The sequence below is a fragment of the Haloprofundus halophilus genome, assembly GCF_003439925.1.
GTDB lineage: Archaea > Halobacteriota > Halobacteria > Halobacteriales > Haloferacaceae > Haloprofundus > Haloprofundus halophilus.
Genome location: NZ_QQRR01000003.1, coordinates 40,042 through 58,472, shown reverse-complemented (window position 1 = coordinate 58,472; position 18,431 = coordinate 40,042). Strand labels below are relative to the sequence as shown.

The window sequence follows — 18,431 nt, the reverse complement described above, 5'->3', positions numbered from 1 at the left end:
AGCCTGTGTGCGCCCACTGAGTCGGGAGAGCCATGTGTGGAGCCGGCTCATGGGTTACGGCCCTTCCGCGGGCAGTACGTCTTCATGGTCGGCCACAAACCGGAATAACGACGCGTTCTCGTCGAAGCTGGGCCCCCGCCGAATCGTGCGGGAGTCCGTATCCCACGCGATATAGCCTGCCTCGGAGAATTTGGGCAGATGAACGTGATACAGGGCTGTGTGTATCTCGGTGAGGGTGGCGTCGTCGACGGCGTCCGGGTCGCTGTCGGTGTGCCAGGCAGCAACCCGAGTGGCGAGGCGGTCGAAGGAGACTGAAGTCTCCTGCTCGTCGAGGTAGTACAGGACGTACCGACGAACGGGATCTACCAATATGCTGAGTGTATTGGTTACCGCCTCGGTTGACTGGGCCATACTGTGGTGAGGACGTACTAACGAATAACTCCTTTTTATAATAAAATTGTTATAATTGAAAAATACAACCTAAACATGTTATTGGTGGATATATTGAAGCAGAAATGTGGGTGAGTGAGACACAAACGCGAATGGATTTGAATTTTTCAAGCGAGTCCCCGGCTATCCTTGATCGGTGACCGACCCATCGTCGGTGTCGTCGTCCTGGCGCGCGTCGGGGGCCGGCCGTGGATAGAAGTGGTCCCATGATTGGACCTGCGTCTCGGAGATGATCTCAGAACTGTTGATTGTCAAGCCCAAGTCCGCCAGTTCGTTGCGGATCTCTTCGATTTCCCTGACCGTGTCGGCGACGACCTCGATGTGGACATTCCGTTCGCCCCCAAGCAAATCGCGGGTGGTCACCACACCGCGAACGTCGAGAATCTGTTCGGCCATTGTTTCCAGCTTATTCGGGTTGACCGTGCAGACAAACATGACGTGGAGGGGGTAGCCCGCTTGCTCGTAGTTGATCTCGGGGTGATAGCCTCGGATCACACCCCCGTCTTCGAGTTTGTCGAGGCGATTCCGGACCGTCGTGGAGGTCACATCCACCTTCTCGGCGATCTCCGTATCGGTCTGGCGGGCGTTAAGTTGGAGTTGGTGCAGGATGCTCCGGTCCACATCGTCGATTTGAACGTCGTCCATACCGTGTCCTTGGACGGGACGACTGAAAAGTCAGTATGGGCCCTTCACAGGCAAAGATTGAAGCAGTCCGTCGGCTCTGTTGAAAGCCTCAGTGAACCGCCTCGGGGTCAAGCCCCGAGGCACTCGCCTTGCGTTCTCTGTAGAAAGCCCTCGGCCGCTCGGCATCCCGCGACCACGCGAGACTTCGTCTCGCTGGCCCTCGTTCGCTTCGCTCACGAGAACGCCGCTGCGCGCCTCGTGCCTGCGGTGCTTTCGGGGTCGGAGGACAGCCGAGGCAGCCTCGCCCTTTATGAGTCCACCAGGGTAGTAGCTGGTTCGCCTCGCCACGCTCTAGGACCCCCCTTTGAATCTCGAGCTAATGCAGTCCTTAGCCATCAACAGCGTCGAGGTCGGGCTCGTCAAACTCGAGTGCCTCCACAACAGCTGCTGGCAGCTCCGGGCGCGGTGCCGATTCGTGGCGTTCGATCTTTTCGGTTTTACGGGTGTTTTCGTAGAGCGCGCGGGCGACTGGGAGACCGCGCAAATACTTGTAATTGTGCAGAATTTCGACACCTCGTTCCGTGAAGCCGTAGAACTTCGAGGGGAGGTCGCGTTTCCCCTCGCTCGGTTCGTACGTATAGCGTGCCAAGAGCCCGGCCTCGGTCAGCGTCTCAAGCTGGTCTTTGATGGCTGCTTGGCTCTTTCCGGTCATGTACTCGAGTTCGGCGAGCGACATGAGGTGGGCGGGATGGCCGAGAAGTTCCTGGATGATAAGGTGGCGCGTATCCTGAGACAGCAGCTCGAACAGTCGCTGCTGCTCCGCGAACGGCCCCGCATCGGCCGTTCCGCTGTGACTCTCGCTCATATACGTCCCTACGTCCAGCGGCGCTATAACAGTTAGGGTGATTCAAACTGGTTATCATCGAAAATCCCGAACTGGTTCAGAAGCGATAAGGCGTCGTAGTTTGAACCGGTGAGCGATGAGCGATCCAAGTCCACCGCCAGACGCTGCCGACATTATGACGGTGGTAAACGAGGCCGTTGGGGGCCTCGAACTCGAACCGGCGGAGAAGCGAGAAATTTGGCGCTTTGTCCGACGGGAGTTGCCGTATCTCTGGAGTCAGCGGACGTCGTACTTCATCCTTGGCAGCTATCGCGACCCCTACATCCGTCGACTCCGCGCTGTGCAGAACGAACTCACGAAGCAACTCGGTGCCTACCCGTTCAGTATGGGTGATCTCGTCGAACTTCCGACCGAGCGGCTCAACACGTTCGATATCATGTTCTCCTTGTTGGCGACGTACAGCGACTACATCGTCGCTGTCTTCGAGAAGGAAAGCGGCGGCGAAGCGCCGGAGTTAGGCGAGATCGACGACCCGCCGTATTTCGAGAAATCGTACGTGTTCCCGCGCGACTACTCGTGGGTTACCGACGCGAACCTCGAGTCGAAGCACCACGTCACTCAGGCTGCTCTCGAGATTGCGTTTACGGACGATCTGACGGAGGATGAAACCGAATCCAAAATCGATTCGCTCCTCGAGCGCGCACGAGCCACCGGCATCGACATCGCCGAAGACGATGTCTGGAACGCAATCGACGAGCGGTCGGACGAGGTGGAAGAACCAGCGGCGTACAGTTGGGTCCACCTTAGCAAGCTCCGCAAATTCGAATTACACGACCGGTGCTTCCCCTGGACGACGGAGGAAGAGCTCCGAACTGCAGTTGCCGAGCTCCCGTCGCCAACACCGCGTCCGGAGTGGGAGGAGCGCGATGAGTCCTGAGCATCTATCGCGACGCCTGTGACAGGTACCGTCGGCCGTGACTCCTCCGTCGAAGCCGATGTTCGCGAGTTCCTCGGCGGTGGTTAGCCGCGCGATGAAGTCGGACAGCGAACCGCTGACGGACGTCCCCAGGATCCTCCGCGTTTTGGTGGGCGAATGGATACGAACCGTCTCGTCGACGTCGCCGTCTGCTCCCGGTGCTGACATTCAAGTTCGCGAAACGAGCGCGCGCTACATCAGCTCGGCCCCTTCTTCGACATCTCGGAGAGAGGGAGAGTTCGCTTCCCTCACCGTATTGGGGATACAATCGCCATTCCAGACGGAGGGAGACGTCGAAAGAAACGGAAGTACGCTGTGTCGCCGCGTGGCGACTGCGTGGAAAGTTAGTTAGAGCGGACGACGTTGGTCGCGCGCGGGCCTTTCGGGGCCTGTTCGATGTCGAATTCGATCTCAGTTCCTTCCGCCAGATCCTCGCCGCCAACGTCTTCCATGTGGAAGAACACGTCGTCGTCAGAGTCGTCCGTCGAGATGAAACCGTAGCCGCCAGTGTCGTTGAAGAAATCAACTTTACCGTTTGCCATTGCAACCAAATCAAATTCTGCCACACGGTTAAGTCTTGGCATTCGTCTCTAATTACACAAATTTGCGCTACGAATATCACGCAACAAGATGCGTCAGTGGATATTTGACTACAAATTTGGTTATACGCCGATATAGTGTTGATTCGTCACATCGAGCGAAAACTTCCGTAGTATCCTCGTTTCTCGGTTCGAGGGAGGTCTGTCAGTACCCGACGCTCACGTCGCCACGTCGATTCGGTGCCCGGTACACGAACTCGTCGTACGCATCTTCGCGAACTTTCTCGGTATCAGCATCCGAGCGAGCCACGAACTAATCGGGATGGGAGACGACGAGCGAGCGGCCCGTGAGAGCGCCACTTCGAGAGGCTGAGCGACCGAGTGATTGCTGTTCAGGGGCGGCTCAGACCAACAACTGGATGTCGGCATCAGCCATGTCTTGAATCGCTGTGGCGGCGCCGACGCCGGTGGTGACGCCGTCGTAGAAGTCGTCCTCGTCGTAGTCCATGAGGTCGATGGTCATCTGACACGCCTGGAACTCCACGCCCATGTCGAGCGACGTCTCGATGAGTTCCTCGATAGTCGCCGTGTCGTTGTCCCGAATCTGCTTGTTCATCATCTTCGTCGTCACGCGGTCCATCCCCGGTAGCGAGCCGACGAGATTCGGCACCGGCATGTTCGGGTTGCCGACGGCACTCAGTTTCAGGTTCTTCGAGCGCTCCTCGTGGAGGATATCCAGGCCCCAGAACGTGTGGAAGACTGTCACCTCGTAGCCGAAGGCGGCGGCGGTGCTCGCGAGGATGAGCGGCGGGTACGCCATGTCGAGCGTGCCTTTCGTCGCGATGATCGACATCTTCTTCGACCCGTCTCCGGAGTCGGCCTCGACGGAACTCAGCCGCTCTTCGAGTTCCTCGATGCGGGTTTCCAGTTCCTCGCGGTCGAGCGAGTCGGTGGACGCGGTCGCGTCCCCGGGTTCGTTTGCGTCGGTGCTCATCGATTACTCCGTCTTGCGCACGTAGTGTTTGTAGACGTCGTCGCTTTCCTGCTGGTCGAGGAGCTCGACGCCGTCGGTGGTGTCGGCCCAGCCGCCGAGGTCGCTCGTGCTCCCGGGGTCCGTCGCCAGGACCTCGAGTACGTCGCCGACGCCGAGGCCGTCGACGGCCTGCTTCGTCTTCACTACCGGCATCGGGCAGTTCTGTCCTTTCACGTCCAGCGTTTCGCTAACTTCGTACTGAGTCATGATATTGACTTCATTTCCCAATATTGGATGCGTCCTAATAAGGATATTGGTAGTCGTGTTCTGCTCAGGCACAACCACTACCGGTGATGAGATTTCATCCGTTCTTTCGTCGTTCTCGAGGGCCTCCAGCGGGAAGAGTATTGTGGAGTAGTTGGAATACTATGCAAAGATTTATTGGTAGCCCACCGATACTGAGAAACGACGATGACCAGCGAAAACACATCGATTGACGAGGAATCGGTCGAGTCGGTCACCCCGAGCGAGCTGAAGGCGCGCATCGACGACGGCGAGGACGTATTCCTCCTCGACGTGCGTTCGGAGGACAACTACGACGAGTGGCGCATCGACGGTGAGACCGTCGAGAGCGTGAACTACCCCTACTTCGAGCTGCTCGACGGGGTTCCCGAAGACCTCCTCGCGGAACTTCCCGACGACCGCACGATCACCGTGCTCTGTGCGAAAGGCGGCTCCAGCGAGATGATCGCAGAGTTCGTCCAGGAGGAAGGCTACGACGTCAATCACCTCGAAGACGGGATGAACGGTTGGGCGCGTATCTACGAGTACGCCGAACTCGACGTCGATGTCGACGCGACCATCGCCCAGTACCGCCGTCCCTCCAGCGGCTGTCTGGCCTACCTCGTCGTCTCCGACGGCGAGGCCGCGGTCGTCGACCCGCTTCGTGCGTTCACGAACGAGTACGTCCAGGACCTGCGGACCCTCGGTGCGGAGCTCACCTACGCCATCGACACGCACGTACACGCCGACCACATCTCCGGTATTCGCACGCTCGCGGACGACACGGACGCGACCGCTGTACTGCCCGCCGCCGCGGCCGAGCGCGGTGTCGACTACGACATCGACTTCGAGAGAGTCACCGACGGCGAGACGCTCGCGGTCGGGAACGTCGAAATCGAAGTTATCCACACGCCCGGCCACACGACGGGTATGACCGCCTACAGGGTCGGCGACGTGCTGTTCACCGGCGACGGCCTCTTCACCGAGAGCGTCGCCCGTCCGGACCTCGAAGATCCTGAAGCCGCGAAACGGGCCGCGAAGACGCTCTACGAGAGCCTCACCGAGAAGGTGCTGCCGCTGCCCGACGAGACGATTATCGCGCCCGCGCACTTCAGCGACGCTGCGACGGCCCAGGAAGACGGTACGTACACGGCCGAACTCGGCGAACTGAAGGAGACGATGGCCGCGCTGTCGATGGACGAAGACGAGTTCGTCGAGTTCGTCGTCGCCGACATGCCGCCGCGCCCGGCCAACTACGAGGAGATCATCGCCGCGAACCTCGGCCAGGAAACGCCCGATGACAAGGCCGCGTTCGAGCTGGAACTCGGCCCGAACAACTGCGCCGCCAGCGAAGAGGCAATGACCAACTAAGATGAGCGAACTCGTTCCGCTGCTCGCGCTCGCCGACTTCTTCCCGCGAGGGATCTTGCCGTATCTCATCGGCGGATTGCTCGTCGGGCTGGGAGCCGCGACGATCTACCTCTCGACGGGTATCATCGCGGGCGCGAGCACGTTCCTCGAATCGACGCTCTCGTACGTCTCGGACGTGCCGCGGTTCAACCGCTTCAAGTACGTCCAGTCGCGCGGATGGCGACTCGTCTTCACTGCGGGCATCGTCAGCGGCGCCGCCGTCTACGTCCTCGTCTCCGGTGAGGGTATGTGGACGACCGACGTTCAGTGGTGGCGGCTGCTCTTCGGCGGCTTCCTCGTCGGCGTCGGGACGCGCCTCGGGAAAGGCTGTACGTCGGGCCACGGCGTCTGCGGCGTCGGGTCGCTGTCGAACACGTCGTTCGTCAACGTCGCGACGTTCCTCGCCGTCGCTATCGGTACCGCGCAGTTAGTGCAGGCGCTGGGGGTGTCGCCGTGAGCTCGGAGAGCCGCAGCCCGTGGTTCCTGCCGATAATCTACGTCGGCGGGCTCATCTTCGGATTCGGTCTGGCCATCAGCGGGATGGCGAAACCCGAAGTCGTGCTCGACTTCCTCCAGTTCGAGGATTTCGGGCTGTTGTTCGTGATGGGCGGTGCCGCCATCGTGACGGGCATCGTGTTCGCGATTGCGACGCGTAGCGACCGTACCGCGCCGCTGACCGGCAGTTCGTACGTTCGCCGCGTCAAAGAGTTCGACCGCAACGTCGTCGTCGGCGGTTCGATCTTCGGCGTCGGGTGGGGGCTCTCGGGTATCTGTCCGGGTGCCGCCTACGCCAGCGTCGGCATCGGGAATCTCCCCATCCTCTGGGCCATCGGCGGGATGTTCCTCGGCGCCTACGCGCAGGGCTACTGGCGGTCTCGACAGGCCGACTCCGATGCGGCGGTCGCCCCGAGCGACTGAGTTCGTTTTTCGGACGTTCCTTTCAGGTACTCACTGGACCGGCGGTAGCGATTCTCGTACTCGCGACCGGTTGTTAGCACGTTGCTTCGAGCCAGAGAGACATTCTCCTGTCGGCTCCCAACCGATATACCACTAATTTTGAAATTCTGTGCAAGGTTCAATCGTAACTGATGGTCGTCGACCCGCACGACGAGATGTCGCGCACGAGTACCGGACGCCTATCGAAGAGATTCTCGCCGCTCGTCTCGCCGCCTATCGTCGTCTATGAGATATCGATACGTTATCGAATAGATTAGAAATGAGTGTATTGCACAATACTCTCAAAAGTGTTAAATGGGGTCGTCGGATAGAGGGTACTGAACAGAAAAGCATGATGCATACAATACCAACGAATCAGGGACGCTCGAAGCCTGACCGTAACGGTCGTGACGGCCCGTGGTAGCGACCGAAGGTGCACTGACGGTCAACTTCGAATCAATCCGACTCGTGAGCTTAGTGCTCGTCGAAGCGGCCATCCTCTACGTAGGATACGGCGCGCTGGAGAAGGCGGTCGGCCCGGCCGTAACCGACATCATCACGGGTGAGGAGTAATCGTGGACGTCTTCGGAATCAGCGTGGCGTTGCTCGCGCTGTTCGTCGTCTTCGGACTCATGATCGGCGTCCTGTTCGGCTTCTTCGGCATGGGCGGGTCGTTCCTCGTGACGCCCGTCTTGCTCGTGATGGGCTACGAGCCGACGGTCGCCGTCGGGAGCGGTCTCGCGTTCGTGTTCGGGACCTCCGTCATCGCGACGCTCAAACACCGTGACCTCGGACAGGTCGACTACAAACTCGGCGTGTCGATGATTATCGGGACCACCATCGGTCTCGAAATCGGCAAGGAACTGGTCGTCGGCTTACAGGCACAGGGGAGCGCCGACGCGCTCATCAGCGTCATCTACGTGGTGCTGCTCGGCGGTATCGGCGCGTTCTTCACCTATCAAGAACTGACCGGCAACGACGATACTGACGGCGGCGTCAGTCACGACGCCGACGGTGACGTCGAAGCCGACGCCGACGACATCCCCGACATCGCCAAGAAGATTCAGTCGTACCACATCCCGCCGATGTTGAACCTGCGCGGCGGCGTGCAGGTGTCGCTGTGGGTCATCCTGGCGGTGGCGTTCGTGACCGGGCTGCTCTCGGGGTTCCTCGGCGTCGGCGGCGGCTTCATCCGCATGCCCGCGCTGTTCTACATCATCGGCGTGCCGGTTCCCATCGCCGTCGGGACCGACCTCTTCGAGATCGTGTTCTCCGGCGGTATCGGCACCTACCTGTACGCCTCGACCGGCGGGGTGAAACTCGACATCGTAGTACCGCTTTTGGCCGGGAGCGCACTGGGCGCTCGACTCGGCTCCGCGGCGACCAGCATCGTCCACGAGAGCGAGATCAAGATCTACTTCGGTCTGATGCTCCTCGGTGGCGCGGTCGCAGTCGCGTTCCGCCAGCTGAGCGGCTACCTCGGCATGGAAGTGCTCAACACCGCGAGCTTCGCCCTGATCATACTCTCGGCGCTCCTGGTCAGCGGAGCCGTCGTGTACTCGAGCATCAAGAACCTCCGCGAAGAAGAGGCTGGACCGACGGTATCGAGCAGCGACTAACCGCCCGACCGAACGCGTCGGTCGGCCGTCACCGTGGACGTTCGTTTTCCCGCGGCACTTTCTGACTCGTGAAACTGACGAGCGCAGAATTGTACGTCATATACACAACCCTTTTACCGGTCCGTCGTCTACCTAGGGTGATAACGATGCCAGATTCGATGTCAGAACAACTCCGACGGGACATGGAGTGCGAGGGTCTGCTCGAGTGCTTCCACGGCCTCAAACAGCTCGACAAGGACTGCTTCCAGACTCTGGTTCGGTCGACGGATCCGCTCACGGTGGACGAGATTGCCGCGGAGATCGAGCGCGAGCGCTCGACGGCCTACCGCGCGGTCCAACGCCTGTTGCAGGCCGGCTTCATCCAGAAGGAGCAGGTCAACTACGAACAGGGTGGCTACTACCACGTCTACTCGCCGACGGAGTCCACGGAGATTTCGAGGGAGATGCAGCGGATGCTCAACGACTGGTACGCCAAGATGGGTCAGCTCATCCAGGAGTTCGAGACGAAGTACGAAGAGACCGACACGACGGTCTCCGTCGAAGGCTGAGCGGCGCTCTCGGCGGGTTGGCCCCCGTTCTCTCGTCTGCTCTCACCCTCTTTCGCCCTCTTTCGCCCTCTTTCGCCTTCCCCTAACCCCTCGATTCGCCTTCGACAGAACTGATACAGGTGGTCGTCCGTTCGCCAGCCACAGTATTGTGGAGTATTTCCAAAACTCTTAACATCTACCGTCTCGTAACGACGAGTGATGACAGCAGAGTCCACCTCCGAAACGGGCACTCGCAACGAACCGGTCTACGTCGACGGACAGGCCGAACTGAACGACCTCGTCGCCGGCGGCGGCGTCGTCCTCGCGGACTTCTACGCCGACTGGTGCGGACCGTGTCAGATGCTCGACCCCATCGTCGAGACGTTGGCCGCCGACACCGACGCCACCGTCGCGAAAGTCGACGTCGACGCTAACCAGCAGCTCGCCGGGGCGTACGGCGTCAGGGGCGTTCCGACGCTCGTCCTGTTCGCAGACGGTGAACCGGTCGAAAAGGTGGTCGGGGTACGCGGTGCCGACCAGCTACGGGAACTGATCGAGAGCTACACCGAATAGATAAGCGACGAAACCCGAGACCTCGTCGTCGCTGGACCCGGCGTTGCCGACTCTCGGCGGCCGGATGCGCGGCGCGTGCCGATTCGACGTCGAGAAGTAGTCGAGTCGACTGCCGCGACGTCGGCCGTTCACGGGCGGCAGCTCTGACGACCGCTGCTTCGCCCGCCGCTGACGGCAGTCGGTCGCGCCGATAGCAGTGTTGGTATTTTAGCACCATACTATTAACACGTGTGGCGCTTATCGTCGGACGATGACCCACAGAGATCGCGCAGCAGACGCGGAGACCGCCGATGCCGGGACGACGGGTGTGTCCGAACTCCGGGCCGACGTACCGGCGCTGCAGGAAGGAACCTACATGAACTTCGGTGCGCACGGACCCAGTCCGCGCCGTGTCGTCGACGCGGCCGACGAATTCGTCCGATCTCACGAGTACGAGGTCCCGGTGGAAAGCGACCCTTACGAGGCGGCCTTCGACGAGTACGACCGTACCCGCGAGCGACTCGCCGCCTTCGTCGGCGCCGACCCCGACGAGATCGCGCTCACCGAGAGTACCACCGCCGGAATCAACGCTATCTCGAACGCCATCGACTGGGAGCCCGGTGACGTCGTCGTCCGGACCGACCTCGAACACCCGGCGGGGCGACTCCCCTGGCAGCGGCTGGAGCGAGACGGCGTCGAGGTTCGCGTCGTCGAGACGGAGGCGGGGCGAATCGACGTGGACGCGTTCGCCGAGGCCGTCGCCGACGCGAAGCTCGCCTGCTTCAGCGCCGTGACGTGGACCCACGGGACACGGCTGCCCGTGGCGGAGCTGGTGGAAGCCACCCACGACGCGAACGCGTTCGCACTCGTCGACGCCGTGCAGGTGCCGGGTCAGTTACCGATGGACGTCGGTGAGTGGGGCGCCGACGCCGTCGCAGCGGCCGGACACAAGTGGCTGCTGGGGCTGTGGGGCAGCGGGTTCCTCTACGTCGACCGGGATGCGGCCGAGAGTCTCGCCCCCCGGACAGTCGGGTACCGGAGCGTCGAAGCGCCGAGCGCGGACCCCTACGAGTACGCGCCGGGCGCACGTCGCTTCGAGGTCGGCTCGGCGAACCCCGTCCCCCACGTCGCCCTCCGGGAGGCTGTCGATCTGATCGACGAGGTCGGCGTCGACGAGGTCCGAGACCGGATTCGGCGGCTCGTCGAGAGATTCGTCGAATCCGTGCCCGCCGACAGACTCCGTAGTCCGGCGACGCCGGAGTCGGGGTTGGTGACTGTCGACGTCGACAATCCGGCGGCAACAGTCGAGCGCCTCGCGGACGAGAACGTCGTGATCAGATCGCTGTCCGAGCCGAGCGCGGTCCGCGCGTCGATCCACGCCGTGAACACGGCACAGGAGGTCGACTCGCTCGCCGAAGCCCTCGACTCCGAGTGGAACTGACGGCGGGTCGGACGCGGACGAACAGAGATCCGGGCTGAAATCAAACTTCCTGTTTTGTGCAGAATGCCACCGCCAGTGAAGCAGGCATTAGGCAGTTTCGGAGTTAGCTGAAGGTAGGGGACAATATTTAATAACCCGTGCCTTGTCATACCAAGACATAGGGAATAAGCGACCGAATAAACACGTCAAAATTTTGTAAACGTACTGAGTAAATCACAATTAATTCATGGACCGTCGAGCTATCGTCGTAATCGGCATCGTCCTCGCCGTCCTGCTTCCGATGTGGTTCGTCGGGCTACAGGGCGAACCGCCGTCGGAGGAGATTCAGATCGACCACAGCGTCAGCGAGTTTCGACCGCTGGACGGGTTTGTCGATACCCCGAACAAGCTCTCCCCGAGTCAGGTAGGGGTGATCGTCTGGGTCGCGCTCTTCGGCCTCGTCGGCGTGACGGCGTTCTTCCACCGATTCATGGACCGCGCCGCGAGGCCCACCGACGAAGCGGACGCGCCCCGAACCGACGGGAGCGGCCTCACGGCGCCCTGGATCGAGACCGAGGACCGGTGGATCGTCGCGTACCACCCGGCGAGCGACGCCGCCGAGGGACTGATCGCCATGGGCGGACTCACCGTGTTGACCATCACCTTCGCGGCGTTGATCGTCGGCGAGTACCTCACGTTGGCCCGGACCCAGTTCTTCGGCATCTACACCTTCGGTATGTTCATGTCGTTGACGGGTCTGACCGTCTCCTACTACGCCTGGTTTATGCCGCACGTCGAAGTGGCCGAGCGGAGGGATCACTGATGGACGAACACACGAGACACGAAAGCGATCTACGACCGTCTCCGACGGCAGACTCCGAGGGGGGCGCGGAGACGGACCGGGACGATACGGCACGGAGCGCCGATGGCGGCTGTCCCTGTTCCGGGTCGAAACCGGCCGAAACGCCGAGCATCTACGAGGACTTTTGGCGAAACAATCGGGCGGCGATGGAACGGCGGGACTATGCGAAGGCGCTGGCGACCATCGGTGGCCTGGCCGCCATCGGCAGCCTCGTCGCGCCACTCGCGGGGTTGACCCGCGTCTTCGAGCGTTCCTACACCGGCCCGGTCTACTCCGACGGCGTCGCCCTCGTCGACGACGAGGGTACACGAATCGAGGAAGGGCGACTGGCTGAGGGCGAACATATGACCGTCTTTCCGGAGCCGCGACCGGGCATCGACCGGGCTCCGACGCTACTCGTCCGGTTTCCGGAGAACGCCTACGGCGGCACGACCAGACTCGAGTTCACCGCCGGCGGCTACGCCGCCTACTCAAAGGTCTGCACGCACGCAGGCTGTATGGTCGCCGACCGCGACGGCGATACGTTGGTCTGTCCGTGTCACTCGGGCCGGTTCGACCCACTCTCGGGTGCCGACGTGACCGGCGGCCCGCCGCCGCGCCCGCTCCCACAGCTCCCGATCACCATCTCGGGCGACGGGGAACTCATCGCCGTCGGGGATTTCGAAGAACCCGTCGGAGCCGGGGGAGGGGAGTGAGATGAACCGACTCGACCGCCTCTACGGTTGGTTCGACGACCGGCTCGGTCTCGGTGAGGCCCAGACGTTCCTCGGAAAGGCGTTCCCCGCGGAGGATTCGTACCTGCTCGGGGAGGTCGCCGCCTTCTGTTTCCTGCTGTTGGTGCTGACGGGCATCTTCCTCGGCTTCTTCTTCGAGCCGAGTACCACGGACGTCGAGTACGAAGGGAGCGTCGCCGAGTTCCAGGGCGAGGAGATGCCCGAGGCGTTCGTCAGCGTCCTCAACATCACCTACGACGTGCCCTTCGGCATGTTCATCAGGCGGATACACCACTGGGCGGCCCACCTGTTCATCGCCTCCATCGGGTTGCACATGTTACGGGTGTTCTTCACGGGCGCGTATCGCAACCCCCGCGAAATCAACTGGCTCGTCGGGACCGGACTCGCCGGCCTCTCGATGGGGGCGGCCTACACCGGTTACGCGCTACCCTTCGACGAGTTCGCCAGTACCGCGGTGTCTATCGGCTACAACATCGCCATATCGATACCGTTGGTCGGCGAATCCGTCGGCCAGATCGTCTTCGGGGGTGATTTCCCCTCGAGTGCGACGGTGCCCAGACTCTTCTTCCTCCACGTGCTCGTGATACCCCTGCTGATCGCCGGGCTACTCGGCTTGCACTTCGCCATACTGATACGCCAGAAGCACACGGAGGCTCCGCGTGACGGGGACGTGAGCGGGCGCGAGCACGTCGACCGGGACGACGATAGCGTCGTGGTCGGGCTCCCGATGGTACCCAATCAGGCCGCGGTCAGCGCCGTCGTCTTCTTCCTGACGTTGGCGGTGCTGTCGTTGCTGGCCGGGTTCCTCCCCGTCCACAACATCGCGGAGTACGGCCCGACCGACCCGGCGAGTACGCCCTCTCTGGTGATGCCCGACTGGTTCCTGATGTGGGGGTACGGCTTCCTGAAGCTCACACCGGCCTGGATGAGTTTCGACCTGTTCGGCGTCCACGTCAGTTCCGAGTTCGTCGGCGGGCTCTTTCTGCCCGGGCTGGTGTTCGTCGCCGTCGCCGTCTGGCCGTTCGTCGACTACGAGTCGGAGCCGACTCACTTCGGAGCCAACCCCCTGGAGCGACCCTTCCCCACTGCAGTCGGCATCACGGGGGTCGTCTTCGTGATGCTGGCTTCGATCGCCGGCATGGACGTCATCGTCGCCGACCTCGTCGGGTCGACGACGGCGGCGATCAGGCCGTACCTGACGGCGATGTTACTCGTCGGTCCCGTCCTCGCCGGTCTCGCGACCTACGCCGTCCTCGGCGGCTTCGGCGACGACGGACGGGCCGGCGGCCCGGCCGTTAGCGACGGGGGCAGCGGTCGGGGTGGCGTCGAAACTGGAGCCGGCGACGCACCGGACGAGATGTCATCGACCGCCGACGAGGGCGGCAACCGACCAGAGGGTACCGATGAGTGACCACCACGGGGGCTGGAATCGAACGCTGTCCGAGCGCAAGTACCGGTGGGTGGATCGGGTGAGCAAACTACTCGGGGTCGCCCTGATCGGCGCCGGGCTCCACGTCGGCGGCGGGACGGCGACCGGCCTCACCGTCGCGGGGCTGGGCGTCGTCTTCGGACTGCTGACAGTGATCATCGATCGACAATGAGCAACAGTAACGACTTCCACGACGACTCGGAATCGGCTACCACAGACATCGACACGGCCCGCCGTGACTTCCTGAAGGGAATCGGCCTCGGTGCGGCGCTGGGCATCACCGGCGTCGGTCTCGCCGACCAGCACGGAGAGATGGATACGCTCCAGGTCGTCGACGACCCGATCGGCGACTACCCTTACCGCGACTGGGAGGACCTCTACCGCGAGCGGTGGGATTGGGACTCGACGGCCCGCTCGACGCACAGCGTCAACTGCACCGGGAGCTGCTCGTGGGAGGTGTACGTCCGCAACGGCCAGGTCTGGCGGGAGTCGCAAGCCGGCGACTACCCCCAGTTCGACGAGAGCGCGCCGGACCCCAACCCGCGCGGGTGTCAGAAAGGCGCCTGCTACTCCGACTACGTCAACGCCGACCACCGGGTGCTTCACCCCTTGCGGCGTACCGGTGAGCGCGGCGAGGGCAAGTGGGAACGCATCTCCTGGGACGAGGCGCTGACGGAGATCGCCGAGAAGGTGGTGGAGACGGTTCGGGCGGGGGAGTACGACGCCGTCAACGGTTTCACACCGATTCCCGCGATGAGTCCGGTCTCCTTCGCCTCCGGGAGCCGACTGCTCGACCTGCTCGGCGGCGTGACGATGTCGTTCTACGACTGGTACTCCGACCTGCCGCCGGGCGAACCCATCACGTGGGGCACTCAGACGGACAACGCCGAGAGTGCCGACTGGTACCACGCCGACTACATCATCGCCTGGGGTTCGAACATCAACGTCACGCGCATCCCCGACGCGAAGTACTTCCTCGAGGCAGCCTACAACGACACGAAACGGGTCGGCGTCTTCACGGACTACTCCCAGACGGCGATTCACTGTGACGACTGGCTGAGTCCCGAACCCGGCAGCGACCCCGCGCTGGCGCTGGGTATGGCCCGAACGATCGTCGAGGAGGGACTGTACGACGAGGCCCACCTGAAGGAACAGAGCGACATGCCGTTGCTGGTCAGAGAGGACACCGGCAAGTTCCTGCGGGCCAGCGAGGTCGCCGGCCTCGGCGGGGGAGTCGACGACCCCGAGAAGGTGTTCGTGATGCAGGACGGGAGCGGTACTCTGCGGGTCGCACCGGCATCTCTGGGCAACCGCGACGGCCAGCACGACGAGACGGCGAGCATCGAACTCGACTTCGACCCGCAGCTCTCGGTCGACACGTCCGTCTCGACGGCTGGCGGCGGCCAAGTGGCGGTTCGCTCGGTCTGGGAGAACCTCCGGGACGAACTCGCCCAATACACGCCCGAGCGCGTCAACGAGATCACCGGCGTCGGCCGCCAGACCCACCAGGAGGTCGCCCGCGAGTTCGCGACCGTCGAGCGGGGGAAGATCATCCACGGCAAAGGCGTCAACGACTGGTACCACAACGACCTGGGTAACCGCGCGATCCAGTTGCTCGTGACGCTGACGGGGAACCTCGGCCGGCGGGGCACCGGGTTCGACCACTACGTCGGCCAGGAGAAGATCTGGACGTACAGCGGCTGGCGGGACCTCTCGTATCCGACCGGCGACGTCCGTTCCGTCCCGACGACGCTGTGGACGTACTTCCACTGCGACATCCTCGAGAACGTCGACGAGAGAACGGCCCAGATGATTCAAGAGTCGATCGACCGCGAGTGGATGCCGGTGTACCCTGCCGAGCGCGACGACGGCACCCGCCCCGACCCCAGCGTCCTGTTCATGTGGCGGGGGAACTACTTCAACCAGTCCAAGGGCAACGTCGCCATCGAGGAGCAGCTGTGGCCGAAACTCGACCTGATAGTCGACATCAACTTCCGGATGGACTCCTCGGCGCTGTACTCGGACATCGTCCTGCCGACGGCTAGCCACTACGAGAAACACGACCTCTCGATGACGGACATGCACAGCTACGTCCATCCGTTCACGCCGGCGGTCGAACCGCTAGGCGAGTCGAAGACCGACTGGCAGATCTTCCGCGAACTGGCCGCGAAGATTCAGGAGGTCGCCACGGACCGAAACGTCGGCCCAGTCGAGGACCGGGGTCGGAACCGCGAGATAAACCTCCAGTCGGTCCACGACGACTACGTCCGAGACTGGTTGACGGGCGAGGACGGCGCCCTCGCGGAGGACCGGGCCGCCTGCGAGTTCATCCTCGAGAACTCCGAGGAGACGAACCCGGAGGGGACCGACGAGCAGATCACGTTCGACGATATCGACGAGCAACCGCGGCGCTTCCTCTCGGTCGGCGAGCACTGGACCTCGGATATCGAGGAAGGGGAACCGTTCACCGCCTGGCAGCGGTACGTCCAGGACAAACAGCCCTGGCCGACCTTCACGGGCCGCCAGCAGTACTACGTCGACCACGACTGGTTCCTCGAACTCGGCGAGCAGCTCCCGACCCACAAGGAGTCGCCGACGCTGCAGGACCGCGAGGAGTACCCCCTCCGGTACAACACGCCCCACGGCCGGTGGTCGATCCACTCGACCTGGCGGGACTCGACGAAGATGCTCCGACTCCAGCGCGGCGAACCCGTCGTCTACCTCAACCCTGAGGACATGGACGAACGGGACATCCAGGACGGAGACACCGTTCGGCTGTACAACGACGTCGGCGAACTGGAGATTCAGGCCAAGCGCTACCCGAGCGGCGAACCCGGAACGGCTCGGATGTACTTCGCCTGGGAGCGGTTCCAGTTCCCCGACCGCAACAACTTCAACTCGCTCGTATCCATGTACATGAAACCCACCCAGCTCGTCCAGTATCCCGAAGACACCGGCGAACACCTCTCGTTCCGCCCGAACTACTGGGGCCCGACCGGCGTCAACAGCGACGTCCGCGTCGAGATCGAACGGATCGGAGAGAGCGCCGACGCCAACGCCGACGAGGAGTCCGAGAGACCGGCCGCAGACGGCGAAGACGACGGCACCGAGAACGAAACCAGCGACGGAAACACGACAGCCAACGAGTCGGACAGTCAGCTCGACGGCGTCGCCGGTCCGACGGAAGGTGACGACCGATGAGCCAGACCGACGACGGCACCGACGTCCGCCTCGCCGACGGCATCGACCACCAGGTCGCGATGGTGATGGACCTGAACAAGTGCATCGGCTGTCAGACCTGCACCATCGCCTGTAAGACTAACTGGACCGACGGCGGCGGCCGCGAGTACATGTACTGGAACAACGTCGAGACCAAGCCCGGTTCGGGCTATCCGCGCGACTGGGAGGAGATGGGCGGCGGCTGGGACGAGGACGGCGAGGAGCGCACGCCCGGCGAGTTGCAGGACAAGGAGGCGTACGGCCGCGCCTGGGAGTTCAACCACGAGCAGGTGATGTACGAGGGGAGCGACGAGCCCCTGCGGCCGATGGAACAGCCCGACTGGGGGCCGAACTTCGACGAGGACGAGGGCGCCGGCGAGTATCCCAACTCCTACTACTTCTACCTCCCCAGAATCTGCAACCACTGCACCCACCCCTCCTGCGTCGAGGCCTGTCCGCGCTCGGCGCTGTACAAGCGCGAGGAGGACGGCATCGTCCTCGTCGACCAGGACCGCTGCCGCGGTTACCGCTACTGCGTCGAGGGGTGCCCCTATAAAAAGGTGTACTACAACGCGATGAAGAAGACCTCCGAGAAGTGCATCTTCTGCTACCCGCGCATCGAGGGCGAGGGGCCGGAGGGCGAGGTTCTGCCGCCGTCCTGTGCGGAGGACTGCCCACCCCAGCTCCGGCTGGTCGGCTACCTCGACGACGAGGAGGGTCCGATCCACAAGCTCGTCAACGAACACGAGGTCGCCGTGCGGCTCCACCCCGAGTACCGCACGGAACCGAACGTCTACTACATCCCGCCGTTCGCACCGCCACAGCACTCCGAGAGCGGCGAGTCCATCGAATCCGAGCGCATCCCGCGAAACTACCTCGAGGAGCTGTTCGGTCCCGACGTCCACGAGGCACTGAACACCATCGAGCGAGAGCGCGCGAAAGTCGAGCGCGGCGAGGAGAGCGAGGTCATGGAGCTGCTGACGACGACCGACACCACGGACCAGTACCGACTGGAGGTGTTCGACTGATGGGGTC

At 62.8% G+C, this 18,431-nt stretch carries 21 protein-coding genes; 15 read left to right on the top strand and 6 right to left on the bottom strand.

All coding sequences use genetic code 11. The annotated features are described in order from the left end of the window. Positions 1 to 54: 54 nt before the first annotated feature. The 3 genes from DV709_RS15725 to DV709_RS15715 form a co-directional block, all read right to left on the bottom strand. Entirely contained in the window at positions 55 to 411 is a 357-nt protein-coding gene (locus DV709_RS15725; RefSeq protein ID WP_117595403.1) for a DUF7344 domain-containing protein, read from the bottom strand. Positions 412 to 573: 162 nt separating this feature from the next. Beyond that, positions 574 to 1,095, bottom strand: a complete 522-nt coding sequence (locus DV709_RS15720; protein ID WP_117595402.1) for an Lrp/AsnC family transcriptional regulator — start codon at positions 1,093 to 1,095, stop codon at positions 574 to 576. 367 nt (positions 1,096 to 1,462) lie between these two features. Then, positions 1,463 to 1,939, bottom strand: coding sequence for an ArsR family transcriptional regulator (locus DV709_RS15715; protein WP_117595401.1), 477 nt, complete (start codon positions 1,937 to 1,939; stop codon positions 1,463 to 1,465). 115 nt (positions 1,940 to 2,054) lie between these two features. Between DV709_RS15715 and DV709_RS15710 the strand changes: the two genes are divergently transcribed. Further along, positions 2,055 to 2,855: a hypothetical protein gene (locus tag DV709_RS15710; protein ID WP_117595400.1), complete on the top strand. Its 801-nt coding sequence runs from the start codon at positions 2,055 to 2,057 to the stop codon at positions 2,853 to 2,855. 383 nt (positions 2,856 to 3,238) lie between these two features. Here the strand turns inward: DV709_RS15710 and DV709_RS15705 are convergent, their stop codons facing one another. The 3 genes from DV709_RS15705 to DV709_RS15695 all read right to left on the bottom strand — a co-directional run bounded on the left by DV709_RS15705 (position 3,239) and on the right by DV709_RS15695 (position 4,673). After that, entirely contained in the window at positions 3,239 to 3,436 is a 198-nt protein-coding gene (locus DV709_RS15705) for a cold-shock protein (RefSeq protein ID WP_117595399.1), read from the bottom strand. A gap of 400 nt (positions 3,437 to 3,836) precedes the next feature. After that, positions 3,837 to 4,427: a DsrE/DsrF/DrsH-like family protein gene (locus tag DV709_RS15700; protein WP_117595398.1), complete on the bottom strand. Its 591-nt coding sequence runs from the start codon at positions 4,425 to 4,427 to the stop codon at positions 3,837 to 3,839. Between the two features lie 3 nt (positions 4,428 to 4,430). Further along, the gene (locus tag DV709_RS15695; protein ID WP_117595397.1) at positions 4,431 to 4,673 is read right to left on the bottom strand and encodes a sulfurtransferase TusA family protein; all 243 of its coding nucleotides are present in this window, start codon (positions 4,671 to 4,673) and stop codon (positions 4,431 to 4,433) included. A 204-nt stretch (positions 4,674 to 4,877) separates the two neighbouring features. On the opposite strand from DV709_RS15695, the gene DV709_RS15690 reads away from it, so the two are divergent. The 14 genes from DV709_RS15690 to narH all read left to right on the top strand — a co-directional run bounded on the left by DV709_RS15690 (position 4,878) and on the right by narH (position 18,424). Further along, a complete protein-coding gene (locus DV709_RS15690) occupies positions 4,878 to 6,059 on the top strand; it encodes an MBL fold metallo-hydrolase (protein WP_117595396.1) in 1,182 nt (393 codons plus the stop codon). A 1-nt stretch (position 6,060) separates the two neighbouring features. Further along, positions 6,061 to 6,555, top strand: coding sequence for a YeeE/YedE family protein (locus DV709_RS15685; protein ID WP_117595395.1), 495 nt, complete (start codon positions 6,061 to 6,063; stop codon positions 6,553 to 6,555). After that, complete coding sequence (locus DV709_RS15680; protein ID WP_117595394.1) at positions 6,552 to 7,016, top strand: YeeE/YedE family protein; 465 nt, start codon at positions 6,552 to 6,554, stop codon at positions 7,014 to 7,016. Before DV709_RS15685 ends, DV709_RS15680 begins: the two co-directional genes overlap by 4 nt. A 456-nt stretch (positions 7,017 to 7,472) precedes the next feature. Continuing rightward, the gene (locus tag DV709_RS18110; RefSeq protein WP_449272245.1) at positions 7,473 to 7,607 is read left to right on the top strand and encodes a DUF7512 family protein; all 135 of its coding nucleotides are present in this window, start codon (positions 7,473 to 7,475) and stop codon (positions 7,605 to 7,607) included. Beyond that, the gene (locus DV709_RS15675; protein WP_269801705.1) at positions 7,607 to 8,653 is read left to right on the top strand and encodes a sulfite exporter TauE/SafE family protein; all 1,047 of its coding nucleotides are present in this window, start codon (positions 7,607 to 7,609) and stop codon (positions 8,651 to 8,653) included. Before DV709_RS18110 ends, DV709_RS15675 begins: the two co-directional genes overlap by 1 nt. A gap of 146 nt (positions 8,654 to 8,799) precedes the next feature. Continuing rightward, on the top strand, positions 8,800 to 9,201 hold the full coding sequence (locus tag DV709_RS15670; RefSeq protein WP_117595393.1) for a helix-turn-helix domain-containing protein: 402 nt from the start codon (positions 8,800 to 8,802) through the stop codon (positions 9,199 to 9,201). 198 nt (positions 9,202 to 9,399) lie between these two features. Then, positions 9,400 to 9,753 carry a thioredoxin gene (gene trxA / locus DV709_RS15665; protein ID WP_117595392.1) on the top strand — a complete coding sequence of 118 codons (354 nt, stop codon included), beginning with the start codon at positions 9,400 to 9,402 and terminating at the stop codon, positions 9,751 to 9,753. A 355-nt stretch (positions 9,754 to 10,108) separates the two neighbouring features. Continuing rightward, positions 10,109 to 11,173, top strand: coding sequence for an aminotransferase class V-fold PLP-dependent enzyme (locus tag DV709_RS15660; protein ID WP_232819783.1), 1,065 nt, complete (start codon positions 10,109 to 10,111; stop codon positions 11,171 to 11,173). A gap of 226 nt (positions 11,174 to 11,399) precedes the next feature. Further along, positions 11,400 to 11,975, top strand: a complete 576-nt coding sequence (locus DV709_RS15655) for a hypothetical protein (protein ID WP_117595390.1) — start codon at positions 11,400 to 11,402, stop codon at positions 11,973 to 11,975. After that, positions 11,975 to 12,709 (top strand): QcrA and Rieske domain-containing protein, encoded by a 735-nt coding sequence (locus tag DV709_RS15650; protein ID WP_117595389.1) that lies wholly within the window; start codon positions 11,975 to 11,977, stop codon positions 12,707 to 12,709. The genes DV709_RS15655 and DV709_RS15650 overlap by 1 nt, the downstream gene beginning before the upstream one ends. A gap of 1 nt (position 12,710) precedes the next feature. Further along, positions 12,711 to 14,159, top strand: coding sequence for a cytochrome b (locus DV709_RS15645; protein WP_117595388.1), 1,449 nt, complete (start codon positions 12,711 to 12,713; stop codon positions 14,157 to 14,159). Next, positions 14,152 to 14,349, top strand: a complete 198-nt coding sequence (locus tag DV709_RS15640; RefSeq protein WP_117595387.1) for a hypothetical protein — start codon at positions 14,152 to 14,154, stop codon at positions 14,347 to 14,349. Before DV709_RS15645 ends, DV709_RS15640 begins: the two co-directional genes overlap by 8 nt. Further along, positions 14,346 to 17,378, top strand: a complete 3,033-nt coding sequence (locus DV709_RS15635) for a nitrate reductase subunit alpha (protein ID WP_117595386.1) — start codon at positions 14,346 to 14,348, stop codon at positions 17,376 to 17,378. Before DV709_RS15640 ends, DV709_RS15635 begins: the two co-directional genes overlap by 4 nt. After that, complete coding sequence (gene narH / locus DV709_RS15630; RefSeq protein ID WP_117595385.1) at positions 17,375 to 18,424, top strand: nitrate reductase subunit beta; 1,050 nt, start codon at positions 17,375 to 17,377, stop codon at positions 18,422 to 18,424. The genes DV709_RS15635 and narH overlap by 4 nt, the downstream gene beginning before the upstream one ends. The last annotated feature ends 7 nt before the right edge of the window (positions 18,425 to 18,431 follow it).

Excerpts from the sequence above, each read along its gene's own strand:
- DV709_RS15720 (WP_117595402.1), bottom strand. The coding sequence starts at position 1,095 with ATGGACGACGTTCAAATCGACGATGTGGACCGGAGCATCCTGCACCAA.
- DV709_RS15640 (WP_117595387.1), top strand. The coding sequence starts at position 14,152 with ATGAGTGACCACCACGGGGGCTGGAATCGAACGCTGTCCGAGCGCAAG.
- DV709_RS15690 (WP_117595396.1), top strand. The coding sequence starts at position 4,878 with ATGACCAGCGAAAACACATCGATTGACGAGGAATCGGTCGAGTCGGTC.
- DV709_RS15700 (WP_117595398.1), bottom strand. The coding sequence starts at position 4,427 with ATGAGCACCGACGCAAACGAACCCGGGGACGCGACCGCGTCCACCGAC.
- DV709_RS15645 (WP_117595388.1), top strand. The coding sequence starts at position 12,711 with ATGAACCGACTCGACCGCCTCTACGGTTGGTTCGACGACCGGCTCGGT.
- narH (WP_117595385.1), top strand. The coding sequence starts at position 17,375 with ATGAGCCAGACCGACGACGGCACCGACGTCCGCCTCGCCGACGGCATC.
- DV709_RS15650 (WP_117595389.1), top strand. The coding sequence starts at position 11,975 with ATGGACGAACACACGAGACACGAAAGCGATCTACGACCGTCTCCGACG.
- DV709_RS15660 (WP_232819783.1), top strand. The coding sequence starts at position 10,109 with ATGAACTTCGGTGCGCACGGACCCAGTCCGCGCCGTGTCGTCGACGCG.
- DV709_RS15635 (WP_117595386.1), top strand. The coding sequence starts at position 14,346 with ATGAGCAACAGTAACGACTTCCACGACGACTCGGAATCGGCTACCACA.
- DV709_RS15655 (WP_117595390.1), top strand. The coding sequence starts at position 11,400 with ATGGACCGTCGAGCTATCGTCGTAATCGGCATCGTCCTCGCCGTCCTG.
- trxA (WP_117595392.1), top strand. The coding sequence starts at position 9,400 with ATGACAGCAGAGTCCACCTCCGAAACGGGCACTCGCAACGAACCGGTC.
- DV709_RS15670 (WP_117595393.1), top strand. The coding sequence starts at position 8,800 with ATGCCAGATTCGATGTCAGAACAACTCCGACGGGACATGGAGTGCGAG.
- DV709_RS15725 (WP_117595403.1), bottom strand. The coding sequence starts at position 411 with ATGGCCCAGTCAACCGAGGCGGTAACCAATACACTCAGCATATTGGTA.
- DV709_RS15695 (WP_117595397.1), bottom strand. The coding sequence starts at position 4,673 with ATGACTCAGTACGAAGTTAGCGAAACGCTGGACGTGAAAGGACAGAAC.
- DV709_RS15685 (WP_117595395.1), top strand. The coding sequence starts at position 6,061 with ATGAGCGAACTCGTTCCGCTGCTCGCGCTCGCCGACTTCTTCCCGCGA.
- DV709_RS15710 (WP_117595400.1), top strand. The coding sequence starts at position 2,055 with ATGAGCGATCCAAGTCCACCGCCAGACGCTGCCGACATTATGACGGTG.
- DV709_RS15705 (WP_117595399.1), bottom strand. The coding sequence starts at position 3,436 with ATGGCAAACGGTAAAGTTGATTTCTTCAACGACACTGGCGGCTACGGT.
- DV709_RS15715 (WP_117595401.1), bottom strand. The coding sequence starts at position 1,939 with ATGAGCGAGAGTCACAGCGGAACGGCCGATGCGGGGCCGTTCGCGGAG.